The organism is Limnohabitans sp. 15K (assembly GCF_002778285.1).
In the GTDB taxonomy this organism is placed as follows: domain Bacteria; phylum Pseudomonadota; class Gammaproteobacteria; order Burkholderiales; family Burkholderiaceae_C; genus Limnohabitans_A.
On record NZ_NESM01000001.1, the window covers coordinates 1533899 to 1552774 of the forward strand.

Sequence of the window (18876 nt, forward strand, 5' to 3'; positions counted from 1 at the left end):
TAATTTACTATAGATAAATCAGTTTACTTATCCGTAATTTTTGAACGCAGCGGCGGACACCAGCCCCGTATCAAAAACCACCGGGTTCAGCAGGTGCAGGCAAGTCGCGCTATGCTCAAGGCCCGTCTTTTGTATGACAACTTCATGCCCCAAAACTTCACCCCCGTCTCCAGTGGTGCGCGCTTGTCGGACCAAGTTGCCGAACAACTGACGGCCGAAATCAAGCAAGGCCGGCTGATGCCCGGCGACAAGTTGCCCACCGAGGCCCGATTGGTTGAACAGTTTGAGGTCAGCCGAACCGTGGTGCGCGAGGCAGTCTCGCGCCTCAAGTCCTTGGGCTTGGTCGACTCCCGCCAAGGCAGCGGGGTATTTGTGAGCCAGAAACTGCCCTTTGCACCTTTGCACTTTGAGGTGCGGCAAGCAGCATCCCAAGAAGCCGTGGTGCAGATGGTCGAAGTGCGCCGGGCGCTGGAGGCGGAAGTGGCGGCGTTGGCGGCCGAGCGGCGCAGTGCGGACGACATCCGCGCCATCCAACAAGCCGTGAAAGCACTGAATGCTGCGGTTGAAACGGGCGGCAACGGCGTGGCTGAGGACGTGAAATTTCACCGCGCCATCGCCGACGCGACGCGCAACCCCTTTTTGATTCAGACGCTGGAATACCTGGGCCAGTTTCTTCACGGCGCTACCCAAGTCACGCGGGCGAACGAAGCCCGGCGGGTGGACTTTGCGGCCGAAGTGCAAACGGAGCACCAGGCCATCTTGCAAGCCGTAGAGGCAGGTGATGCCGAAGCCGCAAGGCAAGCAGCAGCTGCGCACATGGGCAATGCCATCGTGCGCATTCAGCGCGCCCCCCCCGACTTTTGGCTACAAGAAGGCGAGCGACTGGCCCAGCCGCTGGTCAAAGGCCTGCGCGGTTGAAGTCCCGCGTCAGGCGCAAACGCTGATTTATTCGGCCTTGATGTCGGCCGCCTTGACCACAGCGGCGTAACGCGCCAAATCGCGCGCCATGTCGCGGCCAAATTTTTCTGAGCCGCCGGGGCTGGCGGTGATGCCCAAAATGTTCAGGCGCTCGCGCACAGCCGGGTCGTTCAGCACCGCGTTCAGTTCGGTGTTGAGTTTGTCCACGATCGCTCGGGGCGTTTTGGCTGGGGCCAGCAGCCCCACCCAAGAATTGATGTCGAAATCCGCCACGCCGTTTTCAATGAAGGTGGGCACGTCGGGCATGGATGGGGCCCGCTGCGCGCTGGACACCGCCACCGCGTGCAACTTGCCCGACTTGACGTGCGAAATCGCCCCTGCCACAGCGGTGTAGACCAGCGGAATGTTGCCGCCCAACACATCGGTCAAAGCCTGGCCACCGCCTTTGTAGGGGATGTGGGTGAGGTTGGCCCCGGTGCGCTGCTTGAGCAACTCGCCCGCGATGTGCGGGGTGCCGCCCGTGCCCGAGGTGCCATACGACAAACCGCCCGCTTGGGTTTTGGACAGGGCAATCACTTCTTTGAGCGTTTTGGCCGGCACGCTGGGGTGCGACACCAAAATCAAAATCGCATCGCCAATTTTGCCGATCGGTGCAAAGTCATTGGCCGCGTCAAAACCCACTTTGGGAAACACATGCGGGTTGATGACCAAGGTGCCGTCAAAACCCAGCAGCAGGGTGTAGCCATCGGGCGCGGCCGCGGCCACCATTTGGGTGCCGATGTTGCCTGAAGCACCGGGCTTGTTGTCGACGATCACCTGTTGGCCCAGCCGCTTGGACAGTTGCTCGGCGATCAGACGGCCACTGGTGTCGGTCACGCCACCGACCGCAAAGGGCACCACCAAGCGAATCGGCTTGTTGGGGTAGGCCGATTGCGCAGCAGCCGTGTTGGGGCTCAAAGCCACAGTGCCCAAGGCGCCCAGCAGCAGGCCTGTGCTCAGGACGGTTTGCAGCCATGGGCGTCGTGACAGGGGTTTCGGGGTTTTCATCGTGGTCTCCTCCTTGTTTGAACAGTGTTTGTCAGCTCTTCAGAAAAGTCATTCGGTCTCGGCGTAGCGCTTTTCAAAAGCCCACACGTCTTCAAAACCCATGAGCTGGGTCAAGTCGGCAAAGTCGTACAAAGGCGTTGGGCTGTTGGCCGACGAGCCCGTGTCCTTGAACTGCTGGTACACCTGCGTCATGGCCTGGACCCCGGCCAGCAAGGCCGTCACCGGGAAGATGGCGATTTTGTAGCCCAGCGCTTCCAACTCAGGGCGGGTCAGCACGGGCGTGCGGCCTTTCTCGACCATGTTGGCCACCAGTGGCAGGTCAAAGCTTTGGCCAATGCGGCGCATTTCTTCTTCGGACTCGGGGGACTCGACAAACAAAATATCGGCGCCCGCTTTGGCATAGGCCTCGGCCCGGCGCAGCGCCTCGTCCAGTCCCAAGGTGGTGCGCGCATCGGTGCGGGCGATGATCAAAAAGTCTTTGGACGCGCGCGAATCGACCGCCACTTGGATCTTGCGCACCATGTCGGCGGTGGGGATCACGCGGCGGCCGGGGGTGTGGCCACATTTCTTGGGGAACTCTTGGTCTTCGAGCTGGATGGCGCAAGCGCCAGCCGCCTCATAACCCCGAATGGTGTGGCGCATGTTGAGCAAGCCGCCGTAGCCCGTGTCGGCATCGGCAATCAGCGGTGTGCGGGCCATGCCCGCCATGGCTGTGACGCGCCCCACCATGTCGGAATAAGTGGCCAAACCGGCATCGGGCAGACCCATGTGCGAGGCCACCGTGCCATAGCCGGTCATGTAGAGGGCGTCAAAGCCAAAGCTGTCGGCCAAACGCAAGGAGACCATGTCAAAGACACCAGGGGCGACCACCAGGCCGGGTTGGTTCAAACGCGCACGCAAAGCAGAGGTTTTCGGATTCATGGAGCAAAAAGGGGTGAAGGGTGTTTAAATCGTGAGAATCAATTTCGTCATTTCAGCAGAAGAGAACACCATGGACCTGCACCTTCGCGACAAGCATGTTTTGATCACTGGCGGCAGCAAAGGCATTGGCCTGGCTTGCGCACAAGCCTTTCTTGAAGAGGGGGCCAAAGTGACCCTGGTTTCACGCGACACGGCCAACCTCAACGCTGCGCGGCAAACGCTGCAAGCGACCTTCTCAGCCGACCGTATCCACACGGTGGCCGCCAATTTGCGGGATGCCACGGCCGCCTTGGCCGCACTCGACTCGGCCGAAGCCGCCTTCGGTGCGGTGGATGTTTTGGTCAACTCGGCGGGTGCGGCCAAACGCACACCCGCCCCTGAACTGACCCCAGAGGCTTTTGCCGATGCGATGCAGGCCAAGTACTTCACCTATGTCCACATGATCACGCCCACCATCCAGCGCATGGCCGCGCGCGGTGCGGGGGCCGTGGTCAACGTGGTGGGCAATGGCGGCAAAGTGGCCAGCCCCATCCACTTGCCTGGCGGTGCGGCCAACGCGGCGTTGATGCTTGTGAGCGCAGGCTTGGCAGCCGCTTATGGGCCGCAAGGCATTCGGGTCAATGCCATCAACCCGGGTCTGACACTCACAGATCGATTGCAAGAGGGCCTGGCCGCCGACGCCCGCCTCAAAGGGGTCGACAGCGCAGAGGCCATGGCACAGGCCGTGGCCAAAATACCGCTGGGCCGCATGGCAGAGCCCGAAGAAATCGCTAACGCCGTGTTGTTTTTGGCCTCGTCCAAAGCCAGTTACGTGACCGGCATATGCATGAGCATGGACGGCGCACTCAACCCGATCGTTGTATGAAACTCACCTGTCAATTTCGCCTGTTGTGGGCGACCCTTTTTGTCTTGGCCAGCTTTGTTTCGGCTCAGGCGGAAACCGCCTCTTTACAAGCCATACCCTCGGTCGATGTGCCTCGCTACATGGGCACCTGGCACGAAATCGCCAAGTACCCCAATTGGTTTCAAAGAAAATGCGCCAGCAGCACGCAGGCCACCTACAGCCTGCAAGCCGACAGCCGGGTGCAGGTGCTCAACCGCTGCAAAACCGACAAGGGCGAGTGGACCGAGGCACTGGGTGCAGCGCGTCAGATTGACGGACCCACATCGGCCAAGCTGAAGGTGCGTTTTGCACCGGAGTGGCTGTCGTTCATTCCCATGGTCTGGGGCGATTACTGGATCATTGATCTGGACCCGCAATACCAATGGGTGATGGTCAGCGAACCCCGACGGGAGTACCTGTGGATTTTGTCGCGCACACCCCAAATGCCTGCAGCCACTTACCAAGCCTTGCTGGGCAAGTTGGAAGTGCTGGGGTTTGATCTGAAAAAAATCGAAGCCTCCCCACCCTGAAAAAACGCAAATTCGACATGCGGTCGGTCCTAGGTATCGTCACCGGCCTCTACGCATTGCTTCAAACCGCCACCAAAGCACTTTGTTTGAACCATGTTCACACACCCTGCCTTTTTGCCGCCCTGCCCAGCTTGGCTTGAACCGATCCAGACTGCGTTGAGCGCTCAGCTCAAAGCACAGCTGGGTGAGCGCGTGCGGGCCATGACCGGGGCCACGGGCGATGCGCGTGACTTTTTGGAGCCCGCTGGCGACCCCGGCTTGTTTGGTCCCAACTCGGTGGCCTGGCAAGTCCACGCCCATTTTGTGGCCATGATGACCGGCGGCTTGTCCTCGCTCATGCTGCAAGCCCTGCACCCCAGGGCTTTGGCCGCGGTCTGGGACCATTCCAAGTTTCGAACCCAGTTGCAGGCGCGGTTGGGGCGCACTGCGCTGTTTGTGGCCACCACCACCTATGGCGGCAAAGCAGCGGCCATGCAAACGATTGAGCGGGTCAACCGCATCCATGCACACATTCGCGGCACGCTGCCTGACGGCACGCCTTATGTGGCCAATGACCCCGAACTGATCCGCTGGGTGCACCTGGGCGAGACGACCAGTTTTTTGCGGGCTTACCAAGCTTTGTCACTGCAGCCTTTGGCCTCTGCTCAGCAAGACCAGTACTTTGCTGAAATGGCGCAAGTGGGGCAGCTTTTAGGCGCGCACGACCTGTCGCAGACCCAACACCAAGCGCTGATGCAATTGCAAGATTACCGCTCTGATTTGCGGGTGGACGAGCGCACACGCGAGACTTTGCACTTGATCGAGAACTACCCTTGCTCACCGCTGGACCGCCCCTTGGTCAGCCTGATCGTGAAAGCCGCCTTTCACCAACTGCCCGACTGGGCGCTGTCGCTGCTGGAGCGCGAGCGTGCTTGCGCTGTGGAGCAAGCCGCTGTGCGCACGGCCTTGCAAGGTATGGGTGCGTCACTCGCCTGGGCTTTTGCCGACACTGGGGTAGCAGCGCGGGCCAAGCAACGCATGGCAGCCAAATTCGACGTGGCTGAATCGGATCGAAAAAATTGAGTCCGAAAACTTGACCGCGCCTTGCAGTCTCGCCGGCACGCTGTGCTCGGTGTTCTCCAATGGCGGGAAATCCACCGGTTTTTGCGCCCAAGCCGTGGCCGTGGTGCTCAGCATGCTGGCGATCACACATTGACACATGTTGTGCTGGGTCATGAAGGGCTCCGGTGTTTGTCCATCGGCCCATCATCGGCTTGTTCTTTGGCCACGTCTGTGCGCTGTCGCGCCCAGACGCGCGCCTTTGCCATCAAGCGTGGAAGATCGACACCGTCTTGGTGTTCAGGTAGGCCTCCAGCGCCTCTGGGCCACCTTCGGAGCCGTAGCCCGAGTCCTTCATGCCGCCAAATGGCAACTCTGGCCAAGGCGCTGCGGGCTGGTTGACCCACAACATGCCCACGTCCAAACGTTGGTTCAGCTGGTGCATGGTTTTCATGCTGTTGGTGAAGGCATAGCCGGCCAAACCAAAGGGCAGGCGGTTGGCCTCGGCAATCGCATCATCGATGTTCTCGAAACTGCGGATCGCGGCAATGGGGCCAAACGGCTCGTTGTTCACCACATCGGCGTCGAGCGGTACGTGTGACAGCACTGTGGGCGCAAAGTAGTTGCCTTGTGTGCCAATGCGCTCACCACCGGTGAGCACCTTGGCGCCTTTGGCGCGGGCATCTTGCACGATGGCCTGCATGGCCGCCAAGCGGCGCTCGTTGGCCAGCGGCCCCATTTGGGTCCCTGCAGTCAGGCCATCACCCACCTTCAGCGCTTGGGCTTGCTCGGCAAAGCGCTGGGCGAACTCGTCGGCAATCTTGTGGTGCACCAGAAAGCGGGTGGGCGAGATGCACACCTGGCCCGCGTTGCGGAACTTGGCGGCACCGGCGGTCTTCAAGGCCAGACCGATGTCGGCATCTTCGGCCAAGATGACGGGGGCGTGGCCGCCCAACTCCATGGTCGCGCGCTTCATGTGCTGGCCCGCCAAGGCGGCCAATTGCTTGCCCACGGGGGTCGAACCCGTGAAGGTGATCTTGCGGATCAGCGGGTGGGCGATCAGGTAGTTCGAGATTTCGGCGGGCGTGCCATAGACCAAACCGATCACGCCAGCGGGCACACCCGCATCATGGAAAGCGCGAATCAATTCGGCTGGGGCGGCAGGGGTTTCTTCCGGGGCCTTGACGATGATCGAGCAACCGGTGGCCAATGCGGCAGACATCTTGCGCACCGCTTGGTTGATGGGGAAGTTCCAGGGCGTGAAGGCAGCCACGGGGCCGACCGGTAATTTCAAAACCTGCTGCTGCACATTCACGTTGCGTGGCGGCACGATGCGGCCATAGACGCGGCGGCCTTCTTCGGCAAACCACTCGATGATGTCGGCCGCCGACATGGCCTCGACTTTGGCTTCACCCAAGGGCTTGCCTTGTTCTTGCGTGAGCAGCTCGGCAATTTGCGGGGCACGTTCACGCATCAATACGGCAGCTTTGCGCAAAATGACGCTGCGCTCGTTGGCGGGTGTGTCGCGCCAAATCTCAAAGCCCTTTTGTGCGGCTTGTGCGGCACGCTCCAAATCGGGAATGCCCGCGTGGGCCAGGCGACCGATTTCGGTGCCGGTAGAGGGGTTGAACACGGGCAGTGTGCGGCCGCCTTCGGCATCGCACCACTGGCCATCGATGAAGAGTTGGGTGTTGGGATAAGTCATGGCGAGGTCCTGAAAAGAGGGTCTTGAGAGAGAAAAGGGAAAAGCAATAAGTCCGTTGGTCACAGCGCAGGCAAATTGTGGCCTGATTTCACGACAGCCCCGTCAACCTCGGGACAGCGTCTTTGGCTCACGATGAACGCAAACGTGCGGCCAAATGCTCCAGCAGCACATTCACACGGTGTGGGATGTACCGATTGCTGGGCAACACCGCATAAATGCCGATGGGGTCTTGTCTGAAATCCTGCAAAACCTCCACCACTTCACCCGTCGCCAAAAAGGGCTCGGCAATGAAGTCTGGCTGCAAGGTGATGCCCATGCCCTGGGCTGCAGCCTGCGTCAAGGCCAAGCCATTGTTGGCGTGTATTCGGCCACGCACGGCCACCGTTTGCAAATGGCCATTGACCCTGTAGCCCCAGGACGCAGCATTCAAGGTCATGCCATACAGCAGGCATGTGTGCTGGGTCAGATCCTGGGGCTCCCGCGGCTGGCCATGGGCTGACAAATAGGCCGGTGAAGCGAGCGTGAGCAAGCGCACCTGCCCCAATTGGCGCACGATGTCGCCGGGCTGCAAATTGCCGGTGATGCGGATCGACAGGTCAATGCCTTCTTCAATCAGGTTGGCCCGTTGGTCCGAGAAATCCATCATCAGCTCGACATGGGGCTGGGCCTTCGCAAATTCGAGCAAGGCAGGCATGAGCCTTTGGAGTCCAAAGCTGATCGGTAAACCCAATCGGATGCGCCCCCGGGCTTCGGCTTTTTCTTCGTTCAGACTGACCTCTGCGGCGTCCACCATGTTCAGAATGACGCGGCACTTTTCAAGGTAGGCCGCACCCGCTGGCGTGAGGGCCAAGCGGCGTGTGCTGCGCGTGATGAGTTTGACGTGCAGTCCTTTTTCCAGCGCCGCAATTTGGCGCGTGACTGCCGAGCGGGCCACCTGCAGTTGGTCGGCCACGGCGGTGAAGCTGCCGGCCTCCGCCACACGCACAAAGGTTTGCATTGCATCGAGTTTGTCCATTGCCGTGGATTCTGCAACAGCTTCAGCTCGCGCGCGTGCAAGCTGTAAACTGAATTCACCACCGTCAACCACTTACCAAGAACGCACATGCAAAACCCTCGCATCGGCATGATCGGTCTGGGCCTCATGGGTCTGGGCATCGCCACCAACATTGTCAAAAAGGGCTATGCCCTGACCGCCTTGACGCATCCTGGCAATCAGCCTTTAGGGGCATTGATCGAAGCGGGTGCCCAAACCGCCGAGACGCCCCAGGCGGTGGCGCAAGCCAGCGACGTGGTGATTTTGTGCGTCAACGGCTCGGCCCAGGTCGAGGCCATTTTGGCGGGCGACACCGGTTTGCTGGCCGGTCTGCGCGAAGGCATGACCGTGATCGACTGCTCCACCAGCATGCCCGAGTCCACATTGCAAGTGGCCGCGCAATTGGCGCAGCGCGGCGTGCGCTTCATGGACGCGGCCATGACCCGAACCCCCAATGAGGCGATGCAAGGCCGGTTGAACCTGCTGGTCGGGGGCGATGCCTCCTTGCTGGAAGCCTGCCGCCCGCTGCTGTCTACCTTTGCCGAAAACATCGTTCACGCGGGGTCTGTGAGTGCGGGCCACCGCATGAAACTGCTGCACAACTTTGTCTCGCTCGGTTCGGTCACGCTGCTGGCCGAAGCTGCCGCATGCGCACGCCGTTCGGGCATCGACGACGCCGTGTTCGCAGAGGTGCTGGAAAAGGGCGGCGGCTGGGGCGCAGCGTTGGAACGCCTCAAACCCTTTTTGCTGCGTGGCGAAAGCACAGGCCTGCGCTTTTCGATGGGCAACACCTTGAAAGACCTCGGCTATTACGCCGAGATGGCCCGCGAAACCGGATCGCACGATGCCGTGGCCAACGCACTGCACAGCGCCATGTCGGCCGCCTGCCAACAAGTGGACCCACAGACCTTGCTGCCTGAAATCGTCGCGCATTGGTCAGCAGGTCAAACAAGCACTAAGCCCTAAGCCCTGAGTCGGTCAGGCGCAGACCCCATCCATTCACACAAGTGTTTGCGAAGACAGGGGCTGATCACGCCAATTGTTGCCAATATTGCAACAATCATTTGCACATTGACCACTTTTTCAAAGCTCCTGAAGCGCCTAAAGTGGGACCTATTGGCAGCGTAAGGTTCTTTCGACGCGCTGCCCCACCTCAAAGTCTGTTGTTGCTCACCACCATGTCCACCCGCCGATCTGTCCTGTTTGTGCCCCACGGCTCCCCTATGTTTGCCCTGCATCCCGGCGCAGCAGGCGCGGCCATGCGCCAGATCGTCCCGCAACTGGGCACGCCGCGCGCCGTTGTGGTGGTCAGCCCGCACTGGGACACGGTGGTGCCCACCGTGGGTTTTGCCACCCGGCCCAGCACCATTCACGACTTCGGTGGCTTTGACCCCCGCTTGTACGAGATGCAATACCCCGCCACGGGTTGCCCAGAAGTGGCAGCGCAGGTCGTCACGGCTTTGCAAAATGCGGGCTTGCCCGCCTTGCAAGACGCCCAGCGCGGCCTGGACCACGGCGCATGGATTCCGCTGCGGCAAATGTTTCCGGATGCCGACATCCCAGTGGTGCCGCTGTCGGTGCAAAGCCAATTGGGTCCTGCGCACGCTTACCGTGTGGGCCAGGCCTTGGCCGCACTGGCTGCGCAAAATATCCTGGTCATGGGTTCGGGCAACATCACCCACAACCTGCGCGACTTGATGGTGGTGCGCATGCAAGGCGGCGCCACCCCAGACTACGTGCAGGGTTTTGCGGACTGGATCCACACCCACATGGTCGAGCGTGATGTGCCCGGTTTGCTGGCTTACCGCCAACAAACAGCAGGCCAACGGGCCCATCCCACCGACGAGCACCTGCTGCCGCTGTTCACAGCGTTGGGCGCTGCGGGTGCCAACGCACAGCCAGAGGCATTTTTTCGGGGTATCAGTGACCATGTGATCGCCATGGACGGCTACACATTCCACTGACTTTTGCAAAGGAACCCCACCATGACAACCGATCCCTCTTTGCGCTACACGCGCACCGCCCAAAGCCTGCACTGGTTGATGGCTTTGATGATTTTTGGCCTCTTGGCCCTGGGTTTTTACATGAGCGACTTGCCCCTGTCACCGGACAAGCTGCAGTACTACGCCTGGCACAAATGGGCCGGGGTGAGTGTGTTTGTAATGGTCTGGCTGCGCTTGGCCTGGCGCATCACGCACCAGCCACCCGCCATGCCTGACAGCATGTCCGCGACCCTGCAGTGGGCCGCCCATGCAGGCCACTTTTTGCTCTATGCGCTCATGATCTGCATTCCAGTCTCTGGATGGTTGATGAGTTCAGCCAAAGGCTTCCAGACCGTCTGGTTTGGGGTGTTGCCGATCCCCGATTTGATCGGCAAAGACAAATTGCTGGGTGAGAACCTGGCCGAGTTGCACGAAGCCCTGAACATCGGTTTGCTGCTGTTGATCGCGGGTCACACCGCTGCTGCGTTTTTTCACCACTTCATCCACAAAGACCACACGCTGCGCCGCATGTGGCCCACGCGCTGAACTGTCATCTTGCTCAACCCACACCCATGAACTTCATTTTTAAATCTCTGATCGTCCTGTCTGCAGCCGCATTGGCTTCGCAAAGCCAAGCCGCACCCTACCAGTCCATCGTGCCCGCCAAAAGCAGCGTGAGCTTCAGTTACAAGCAAATGGGCGTCAGCGTGGAGGGTCGCTTCAAAAAGTTTGCTGCACAGCTCAGCCTCGACCCAGCCAAAGCAGAGCAAGGCAAGGCCAGTTTTGAAGTCGATCTGGCCAGTGTGGACACCGGTTCGTCCGAAGCAGATCAGGAAGTGGTCACCAAATCTTGGTTCAACACCGCCGCCTTTCCCAAGGCCCAGTTTGTGGCACAACACATCCAACAAACCGCCCCCAACCAATACGAAGTTCAAGGCAAGTTGAGCATCAAAGGATTGACGCGCGACGTGAAGTTTCCCATGAAGCACACCGCACAGGGCAAAGACGGCCTACTCACGGGCAGTTTCACCCTCAAACGCGCCGACTACACCATTGGCGAGGGCATGTGGGCCAAGTTCGATGTGGTCGCCAACGACATCCAGGTCAACTTTTCCATCACCGCAGCACTGGGCAAATAAACCCTAGACGCCATTCGTGCGACAGCGGGAAACCATGCCCCTCTCTCGCCTTCCCCTTTTATCAACAGGAGCTTTTCCATGACATCTTTGAAACAACTCAGCGCCGCTGTGGCCATCGCTTTGGCCGCAGGCTCAGCGCTCGCTGCACCCGTCACTTACAACGTGGACAGCTCGCACACTTTCCCGCGTTTTTCATATTCGCACTTTGGTTATTCGACCCAGTTGAGCAGCTTTTCCAACACCACCGGCAAAGTGGTGCTCGATGCCGAAGCCAAAACTGGCTCGGTGGACATCAGCATTGACATGAAATCCGTGAACACCGGCTCTGTGGACTTCAACGGCCACATCCAAGGCGAAGACTTTTTGGACACCGCCAAGTTCCCTACAGCGACATTCAAATCGACCAAGGTGGTGTTCGAAGGTGACAAACCCAAAGCGATCGAAGGCAACCTGACCATCAAAGGCGTGACCAAAGCCGTCACCCTGACGGTCACCGGCTTTCAAGCCACGCCCCACCCGATGATGAAAAAGCCCGCTTTGGGCGCGAACGCCTTCACCACCATCAAGCGCACCGAGTTCAATGCCGGCAAATACGCGCCTTACGTGGGTGACGAGGTGCGCATCGACATCGCCATCGAAGCCGTGGCCCCCTGAACGCCACCCCGGGGCAGGTCAGTCGATCTTCGCGCCCGAGGCCTTGACCACCTGCGCCATGCGCACATAGTCGGCAGCCAAGAGCTTGCCGAAATCGGCGTTGCTCATGTCGCGCGGCTCAATGCCTTGCTTGTCCAAGCGCTCTAAGATCGCCGGGTCTTTGAGCAATTTGCTCACGGCGGCATGGATGCGGTTGGCTTGCTCTGCGGGCACAGCGGCGGGTCCCAACAGGTCAAACCAAGAGTCAAATTGGTAACCCGGCAAGCCACTTTCCGCAAGGGTGGGCAGGTCGGGCAGGTATTTGCTGCGCTTGGGTGAGGTCACGCCCAATAAACGGATGCGGCTGTCTTTGGCAAAAGCCAGCGCGCCAATACTGGCGGCAATTACCGCTTGGGCACGTCCCGAAATGACTTCGTTGATGGCTTCGCCCGTCGCTTTGAGCGGCACATGCACCACGTCAATGCCCGCCAAGCCATTGAAGTACGCCATCGACAAATGCGTGGCGCTGCCCACGCCTGCCGTGGCGTAGTTCATCTTGCCGGGATTGGCTTTGGCGTAGCGGATGTATTCGGCCGCCGTTTTGGCCGGCACATCGGGGTGCACCATGAGCACATAGCTCGCGCTGCCAATGTGGCCCAGCGGCGAAAAGTCCTTTTGGGGGTCATAAGCCAGCTTGGTGTACAGCGATCCGGCAATGTTGTGGCTGGCTGCCGCCATGACCATGGCCGAGCCATCGGCCTCGGCGCGGGCCACAAAGCCGGTGCCAATGGTGCCCCCCGCCCCAGCGCGGTTGTCCACGATCACGGTCTGGCCCAAGGCCGCACCCAACTCGACCGAAATCGAGCGGGCGAGGATGTCTTGCACGCCACCGGGCGCAAAGGGCACCACGATGCGCACCGTTTTGGTGGATTGGGCTTGGGCCAAGCCCACCGCTGACAGCATGGCCATGCCGAGACTGGACGATAAAAGTTCACGACGTTGGATCATGTGTGTTTCCTTGAGAAGGTTTTAAACCGTTGAAAAAAATCAGCCCACGCACACCCGGTCGGCCAGGCGGCGCATGAAGCGCTCACACCAAGCCAACTGGTCCAGCGTGACCCACTCGTTGGGCTGGTGCGCCTGCGCAATGTGGCCGGGGCCGCACACGATGGTCGGCACGCCCGCTTGGTGAAACAGAGCAGCTTCCGTGCCAAACGACACCTTGCCCGCGCCACTGGCCGGGTCGACCCCGGCGCAGTCAAAACACAGCTGCGCAATCTCGCTGTCAGCGGCCGTGGCAAAACCGGGCAGCACCGATTTCAGTTCGTGTGTGATGCCCGTTTCGGGCGCGACCGCCTGCATGGCGGGCACCAGGCTCTCGCCAAAGGCTTTGGCCTTTGCAAACAGCGCTTCGGGCGTGTTCATGTGGTGGTGGCGTATTTCCCAAGTCACCTCGCACTGGCGCGGGATGATGTTGAGCGCTGTGCCCCCTGAAATCACGCCCGTGTGCACGGTGGTGTGGGGCACGTCGTAAATCGGGTCGAAGGGGCCGTTTTGCACCAGCTCGCGGTGCATGCTTTTGAGGTTGGCGACAAACTCGCAAGCGATTTCGACCGCGTTCACACCCAACGGGGTGAGCGAGGAATGCGCCTCAAAACCATGCACCGTGGTTTTGTAGGCATGCTTGCCTTTGTGCGCAATCACCACCTGCATGCCGGTGGGCTCGCCCACGATGCAACCTGCTGGCTTGAAACCCTGAGCCTGCATGTCGGCGATCATGCGGCGCACGCCAATGCAGCCGACTTCTTCGTCGTAACTGAAAGCCAGATGAATCGGGCGCTTGAGTTTTCTTTTCAGCAACTCGGGCACCATCATCAGGCAGGTCGCGCCAAAACTCTTCATGTCGGTCACGCCCCGGCCGTACATCTTGTCGCCTTGGATCACGACTTTGAACGGGTCGGTTTCCCAAGGCTGACCGTCGACAGGCACCACATCGGTGTGGCCTGAGAGCACCAAGCCACCAATTTTGGTTTCGCCATCGTGCGCGGGCAGTGTGGCCCAGAGGTTGGCCTTTTGGCCGCTGTCATCGTACGTGCGGCTGCAAGTGATGCCCAGATCGTTCAGGTAGGCCTCGGTCCAGTCCAGCAAGGCCAGGTTGCTGTCACGCGAGACCGTGGCAAAGGCGATCCATTTTTCGATCAGCGGCAAGGCGGCGAGATCTGAGGCTTGGATGGGGGCTTGGACAGGTGACAAAGCGGCGTGGGAAAGCGGGGCGTTCATGCGGGACTCCGTTAAAGGGGCACACGTTGTGCGTCGTATTTCATCTTACAGGGCCTAACTGCCCGCTGCGGAGTGTGCCCTTCGCCTTGCGTCACCTTGCCGACATCTGGGGGCGGCTTGTGCGCCTAAAGTGGGCAGCTCATTCACTTATTGGAGTTGTCATGGCCATCTATGAACTGCGCACTTACAACGTGATCGTCGGAAAAATGTCCGAGGTCGTCTCGCATTACAAAAACGAAGGTTGGCCTGCGCTGGCCAAACACCCCCAAAAACTGGTGGGCTATTTCACGGGCGATGTGGGGGCGATCAATGAGCTGATCCATGTCTGGAAGTTTGACGACGATGCCGACCGCCGCGCCTTTTGGGCCGGGGTCTATGGCGACGCAGAATTCATGGCGTTCGCCGCCAAAATCCGTCCCCTGATTGCGCAGCAGCAAAACAAGCTCATGCTGTCGGCCCCTTGGGGACCGCAGCCCTGATTTGAAGCCTTGCTTCAATCGCTCAGGCGACGGCCCGAAATTTTGACCACCTCGGGCGGCAATTCGACCATGCCGTAGGGGCCTGTGACTTCGCCTTCCAGCGTGGGTCCGTTGACCTGGGCTTTGACGGATTTGAGCTGGCCCTCGGCATTGACAAAGCTGAAATGCAAGTCAGCGCCGTCCATGCGCGCGCCCAGCAAGGTTTGCACTTGACCATCCAAGTTCAAGCTGCCGCCCAAACGCTGGTGCTTTTGGGCCAGGCTCAGCGCTGCTGGTTTGCCTGTGCCCAGCCCTTGCACAGTCCACTGGCCCTGCACCAAGGCGGGTACGGTCCAGAAATAACCGGTGTTGCTGCCTGCGCGGATCACCTGGTCGGGCTCCCAATCGCCCATAGAAAACGTGTTGGACAAGACCCGCGTACCCGGGCGCATGGCCAAAATGGTGGGGCGCAACTGCGCGTTCAGCTCTTCCAGCAGGTACATCGTGACCACGGTGGCTTTGGAAAAATCTTCTTGGAAGATATCGCCATGCACGATGCGCACGCGGTCTGCCACGCCAGCGCGTTGGGCATTGCGCTGAGCCAGCGCTGCCAGGTCCTTGTTGTATTCAATACCCCAAGCGCGCGCGCCAAATTGCGCAGCCGCTGCAATGGGAATCTTGCCGTCGCCTGCGCCCAAATCCACCAGCTCGTCGTCGGCCGTGACGCCAGCAGCCTTGAGCAGTTGGGTCACCAGTTCATCGCGTGTGGGCAACCACATCACGTCCTTGCCCATTTGCCCCAACTTGGGGGCGTAGGTTTCCGGGGTTAAGTGGGAACACCCTTGCAACAGCAAAAGGGCGGCAAAAAGGCATGTTGAGAAAAATTTTGGCATGCGGTGCTCAAAGGTCATCGGCATCACTCTAAAGCAATCACGATGGCACTTTGGGCACAAATCCCCAGGCTTCGGACAAATCCCGATACACACCAAGCATAAAATTTGTATGATGACCTGATCAATTCCCCTCAGGAGACTTCCCATGCAACGCAGAAATTGGCTCGTGGCGGCGACCGCCTTGGCCCTGACCACGCCTTTCATGGCCTCGTCAGCGCTGGCGCAAGCCTGGCCCGCACGCCCGATCAAACTGGTGGTGCCTTTCCCACCGGGTGGCCTGATCGACAACATGGCCCGCCTGATCGCCCCCAAGCTGGGCCAAGAGCTGGGTCAGCCCATCGTCATCGACAACAAGCCCGGTGCCGGCGGCAACCTGGGCGCGGCCGAAGCGGCCCGCGCCGCGGCGGACGGCTACACACTCTTGATGGCGTCACCACCGCTCACCATCAGCCCGGCCCTGTATGCCAAATTGCCTTACAAGCCAGAGCAAATCGTGCCAGTGGGCCTGCTTGGCCGCGTGCCCAATGTGCTGGTGGTCAACCCGGCCTCAGGCATCCAGAGCGTGGCCGATTTGAGCGCCCGCATCAAAGCCAAGCCTGGCCAACTCAACTACGCATCCAACGGTCAAGGCACGTCCTTGCACCTGAGCGCCGAACTTTACAAAAGCTTAGGAAGCATATTTATCACGCACATCCCTTACCGGGGTGCCGCCGCTGGCCTGACGGCGGTGATGGCCGACGAGGTCAGCATGATGTTTGACAACCTGCCCTCGGCATTGGGCCTGATCAATGGCGGCAAGCTCAAGGCCTTGGCCGTGACCACGCCCCAGCGCAGCAGCGCCTTGCCCAATGTGCCCACCATGGAAGAGGCGGGCGTCAAGGGTTACCAAGTGTTTGCCTGGTTCGGCGTGGCCGCGCCTGCGGGCTTGCCTGCACCGGTGGCGCAAAAGCTGGAACAAGCGCTGGAGCGTGTGGCCAAGCAGCCCGAAGTCCAGGCCGCCATCCAAAAAGCCGGCGCCGAGCCGACTTGGGTGAACGCCCAAGGCATGGCCAGCTTCATGCAGGCCGACATGGCGCAGTGGAAAAAAGTGGCGGCCTACGCCAAGATCAACCTGGATTGAGAGCACAAACATGACAACAGTTGGACTGATTGGTTTGGGGGCCATGGGCTCGGGCATGGCGCAGTCTTTGCGCCGCGCCGGGCACAGCGTGCAGGTGTTTGATGTGCGCCGCGAAGTGGCCGAGGCCTTCACGAACGCCGGTGGCACAGCGCACGATTCACTGTCTTCGTTGGGCGCAGCGTGCGACGTGGTCGTGTCGGTGGTGGTCAATGCCGCGCAGACCGAAAGCGTGCTCTTTGGCGATGGCACCACACCCGGTTGCGCCGCCAGCATGAAACCCGGCAGCGTCTTCGTGATGTGCTCCACCGTGGACCCGAACTGGTCGGTGGCTTTGGAAGCGCGCTTGGAAGCCATGGGCCTGCGTTATGTAGACGCGCCCATCTCGGGTGGTGCCGCCAAAGCAGCTTCTGGCCAGATGACCATGATGACCGCGGGCAAGCCCGAGGCCTATGCCGTGGCCGAGCCGTTTTTGAACGCCATGGCCGCCAAGGTCTACAAGCTCGGCGACAGCGCGGGTGCGGGCAGTAAGGTCAAGATCATCAACCAACTGCTGGCGGGCGTGCACATCGCCGCTGCGGCCGAAGCCATGGCGCTGGGTCTGCGCGAAGGCGTGGATGCAGCAGCTCTTTATGAGGTGATCACCAACAGCGCAGGCAACAGCTGGATGTTTGAAAACCGCATGGCCCATGTGCTGGCGGCCGACTACACGCCGCTGTCAGCCGTGGACATTTTTGTGAAGGACCTGGGCATCGTGCTCGACATGGCGCGTGCCAGCAAGTTTCCGTTGCCGCTGTCCAGCACCGCACACCAGATGTTCATGCAGGCCAGCACGGCGGGCTTTGCCAAAGAAGACGACAGCGCGGTCATCAAGATTTTTCCGGGCATTGAATTGCCGAAGAAAAAAGGTGCCTGACCGTTGTGGGCGCTTGCCCCTGCGCGCGAATGCATTCGGCCGCAGGGGCGGCCTCCCACAACAACACCCAAACACAAGCCAACCATGACCAAAACATTGAAACTGGGCTGTATTGCCGACGACTTCACGGGCGCGACGGACCTCGCCAACAACCTGGTGCGCTCTGGCATGCGAGTGGTGCAGACGATTGGTGTGCCCACATCCCCATTGGCCGCTGATGTTCATGCCGTGGTGGTGGCGCTCAAGTCGCGCACCATTCCGGCTGCTGAGGCCATCGCGCAATCACTCGACGCCTTGAAGTGGCTGCAGGCGCAAGGGGCAGAGCAAATTTATTTCAAATACTGCTCGACCTTTGACAGCACACCCGATGGCAACATCGGCCCGGTGACCGAGGCGCTGATGGACGCGCTGGGCACGGACTTCACCATCGCGACCCCGGCCTTTCCGGATAACGGCCGCACCGTGTTCAAGGGTTACCTGTTCGCGGGCAATGTGTTGCTCAACGAGTCGGGCATGCAAAACCACCCGCTCACGCCGATGACCGACGCGAACTTGGTGCGCGTGATGCAGGCACAAACGAAACGCAAAGTGGGCTTGATCGATTACAAAACTGTGGCGCAAGGCGAAGGCGCGATCCGCGAACGCATCGCCGCGCTGCGTGCCGAAGGCGTGGGCGTGGCCGTGGTGGATGCGACCAGCAACGACGACCTGCATCGGCTCGGGCCTGCCTTGAAGGGCATGCCGCTGGTGACGGCTGGCTCGGGCGTGGCGATTGGCCTGCCCGCCAACTTTGGCTTGAAGCCTTCGCTGCAAGCAAGCCAATTGCCTAAGGCCAGTGGCCTCCAAGCAGTCGTCTCGGGCAGCTGCTCTGTGGCCACCAACGCGCAAGTGGCGCACTTCAAAGCGACAGGCCGCCCCGCGATGGCGATCAACCCGGCGGCGCTGATGAACGGCCAAAGCGAAGCTGTCGTGCAGCAGGTGCTGGTCTGGGCCGCGCCGCTGCTCCAGGGCGGCCCGGTGCTGGTCTATTCCACCGCCGAGCCCGAGGCCGTCAAAGCCGTGCAAGCGCAGCTGGGTGTGGCCGAGGCGGGTGCTTTGGTCGAGCACGCGCTCGCATCTGTGGCCCGTGGCTTGGTGGACCTGGGCGTGCAGCAGCTGGTGGTGGCCGGGGGCGAAACTTCAGGTGCCTGCGTGCAGGCGCTGGGCATTGCGCAGCTGCAAATCGGCCCGCAAATCGACCCGGGCGTGCCGTGGTGCCATGCGCACTCTGCCAACGGAGAAGGCGTTCACATCGCGCTCAAGTCGGGCAACTTCGGCACCGAAGACTTTTTCACCAAAGCTTTTGTCGCCTTGCCATGACCCATGTCCCCTGTAGGAGCGGCG

Annotated in this window: 21 protein-coding genes; 14 read left to right on the forward strand and 7 right to left on the reverse strand. The window is 60.6% G+C overall.

The genetic code is table 11. The features are described 5' to 3' along the window. The first annotated feature begins 144 nt into the window (after window positions 1–144). Window positions 145–918, forward strand: a complete 774-nt coding sequence (locus B9Z40_RS07275) for a FadR/GntR family transcriptional regulator (RefSeq protein WP_100172980.1) — start codon at window positions 145–147, stop codon at window positions 916–918. A 27-nt stretch (window positions 919–945) separates the two neighbouring features. On the opposite strand, the gene B9Z40_RS07280 is transcribed toward B9Z40_RS07275, so the two are convergent. Together B9Z40_RS07280 and B9Z40_RS07285 are read right to left on the reverse strand one after the other, a co-directional pair. Then, window positions 946–1965, reverse strand: coding sequence for a tripartite tricarboxylate transporter substrate binding protein (locus B9Z40_RS07280; RefSeq protein WP_100172547.1), 1020 nt, complete (start codon window positions 1963–1965; stop codon window positions 946–948). Window positions 1966–2013: 48 nt separating this feature from the next. Further along, window positions 2014–2886 (reverse strand): oxaloacetate decarboxylase, encoded by an 873-nt coding sequence (locus B9Z40_RS07285; RefSeq protein WP_100172548.1) that lies wholly within the window; start codon window positions 2884–2886, stop codon window positions 2014–2016. Between the two features lie 70 nt (window positions 2887–2956). On the opposite strand from B9Z40_RS07285, the gene B9Z40_RS07290 reads away from it, so the two are divergent. The 4 genes from B9Z40_RS07290 (at window position 2957) to B9Z40_RS17380 (ending at window position 5494) form a co-directional block, all read left to right on the forward strand. Next, entirely contained in the window at window positions 2957–3751 is a 795-nt protein-coding gene (locus tag B9Z40_RS07290; RefSeq protein ID WP_100172549.1) for an SDR family oxidoreductase, read from the forward strand. Continuing rightward, window positions 3748–4299, forward strand: a complete 552-nt coding sequence (locus B9Z40_RS07295; protein WP_100172550.1) for a lipocalin family protein — start codon at window positions 3748–3750, stop codon at window positions 4297–4299. The genes B9Z40_RS07290 and B9Z40_RS07295 overlap by 4 nt, the downstream gene beginning before the upstream one ends. Window positions 4300–4392: 93 nt before the next feature. After that, entirely contained in the window at window positions 4393–5361 is a 969-nt protein-coding gene (locus B9Z40_RS07300) for an oxygenase MpaB family protein (protein WP_100172551.1), read from the forward strand. Window positions 5362–5371: 10 nt separating this feature from the next. Then, complete coding sequence (locus B9Z40_RS17380) at window positions 5372–5494, forward strand: hypothetical protein (protein ID WP_255408260.1); 123 nt, start codon at window positions 5372–5374, stop codon at window positions 5492–5494. A 111-nt stretch (window positions 5495–5605) separates the two neighbouring features. Here B9Z40_RS17380 and B9Z40_RS07305 read toward each other — a convergent pair whose 3' ends face one another. Both B9Z40_RS07305 and B9Z40_RS07310 read right to left on the reverse strand, forming a co-directional pair. Next, on the reverse strand, window positions 5606–7042 hold the full coding sequence (locus B9Z40_RS07305) for an NAD-dependent succinate-semialdehyde dehydrogenase (protein WP_100172552.1): 1437 nt from the start codon (window positions 7040–7042) through the stop codon (window positions 5606–5608). A gap of 127 nt (window positions 7043–7169) precedes the next feature. After that, window positions 7170–8057 carry a LysR family transcriptional regulator gene (locus B9Z40_RS07310; protein WP_100172553.1) on the reverse strand — a complete coding sequence of 296 codons (888 nt, stop codon included), beginning with the start codon at window positions 8055–8057 and terminating at the stop codon, window positions 7170–7172. A gap of 87 nt (window positions 8058–8144) precedes the next feature. Here B9Z40_RS07310 and B9Z40_RS07315 point away from each other — a divergent pair, with 87 nt between their 5' ends. From B9Z40_RS07315 to B9Z40_RS07335, 5 genes are all read left to right on the forward strand, one after another. Next, complete coding sequence (locus B9Z40_RS07315; protein WP_100172554.1) at window positions 8145–9041, forward strand: NAD(P)-dependent oxidoreductase; 897 nt, start codon at window positions 8145–8147, stop codon at window positions 9039–9041. 212 nt (window positions 9042–9253) lie between these two features. Continuing rightward, entirely contained in the window at window positions 9254–10039 is a 786-nt protein-coding gene (locus B9Z40_RS07320; RefSeq protein WP_100172981.1) for a dioxygenase, read from the forward strand. Between the two features lie 21 nt (window positions 10040–10060). Next, entirely contained in the window at window positions 10061–10603 is a 543-nt protein-coding gene (locus B9Z40_RS07325; RefSeq protein ID WP_100172555.1) for a cytochrome b, read from the forward strand. A 26-nt stretch (window positions 10604–10629) separates the two neighbouring features. Next, window positions 10630–11196, forward strand: a complete 567-nt coding sequence (locus tag B9Z40_RS07330; RefSeq protein ID WP_100172556.1) for a YceI family protein — start codon at window positions 10630–10632, stop codon at window positions 11194–11196. Between the two features lie 78 nt (window positions 11197–11274). Further along, window positions 11275–11850, forward strand: a complete 576-nt coding sequence (locus B9Z40_RS07335) for a YceI family protein (protein ID WP_100172557.1) — start codon at window positions 11275–11277, stop codon at window positions 11848–11850. Between the two features lie 18 nt (window positions 11851–11868). Here B9Z40_RS07335 and B9Z40_RS07340 read toward each other — a convergent pair whose 3' ends face one another. Further along, window positions 11869–12837, reverse strand: coding sequence for a tripartite tricarboxylate transporter substrate binding protein (locus tag B9Z40_RS07340; RefSeq protein WP_100172558.1), 969 nt, complete (start codon window positions 12835–12837; stop codon window positions 11869–11871). A gap of 39 nt (window positions 12838–12876) precedes the next feature. Continuing rightward, complete coding sequence (gene argE / locus B9Z40_RS07345; RefSeq protein WP_100172559.1) at window positions 12877–14109, reverse strand: acetylornithine deacetylase; 1233 nt, start codon at window positions 14107–14109, stop codon at window positions 12877–12879. A 161-nt stretch (window positions 14110–14270) separates the two neighbouring features. Between argE and B9Z40_RS07350 the strand changes: the two genes are divergently transcribed. Then, window positions 14271–14588: an NIPSNAP family protein gene (locus B9Z40_RS07350; RefSeq protein ID WP_100172560.1), complete on the forward strand. Its 318-nt coding sequence runs from the start codon at window positions 14271–14273 to the stop codon at window positions 14586–14588. 14 nt (window positions 14589–14602) lie between these two features. On the opposite strand, the gene B9Z40_RS07355 is transcribed toward B9Z40_RS07350, so the two are convergent. Then, window positions 14603–15460 carry a class I SAM-dependent methyltransferase gene (locus B9Z40_RS07355; protein WP_233204819.1) on the reverse strand — a complete coding sequence of 286 codons (858 nt, stop codon included), beginning with the start codon at window positions 15458–15460 and terminating at the stop codon, window positions 14603–14605. 145 nt (window positions 15461–15605) lie between these two features. On the opposite strand from B9Z40_RS07355, the gene B9Z40_RS07360 reads away from it, so the two are divergent. The 3 genes from B9Z40_RS07360 to otnK all read left to right on the forward strand — a co-directional run bounded on the left by B9Z40_RS07360 (window position 15606) and on the right by otnK (window position 18852). After that, window positions 15606–16580, forward strand: coding sequence for a tripartite tricarboxylate transporter substrate binding protein (locus tag B9Z40_RS07360; RefSeq protein ID WP_100172561.1), 975 nt, complete (start codon window positions 15606–15608; stop codon window positions 16578–16580). A gap of 10 nt (window positions 16581–16590) precedes the next feature. Beyond that, complete coding sequence (ltnD, locus tag B9Z40_RS07365; protein ID WP_199172502.1) at window positions 16591–17493, forward strand: L-threonate dehydrogenase; 903 nt, start codon at window positions 16591–16593, stop codon at window positions 17491–17493. 84 nt (window positions 17494–17577) lie between these two features. Beyond that, window positions 17578–18852, forward strand: a complete 1275-nt coding sequence (otnK, locus tag B9Z40_RS07370) for a 3-oxo-tetronate kinase (protein ID WP_100172562.1) — start codon at window positions 17578–17580, stop codon at window positions 18850–18852. The last annotated feature ends 24 nt before the right edge of the window (window positions 18853–18876 follow it).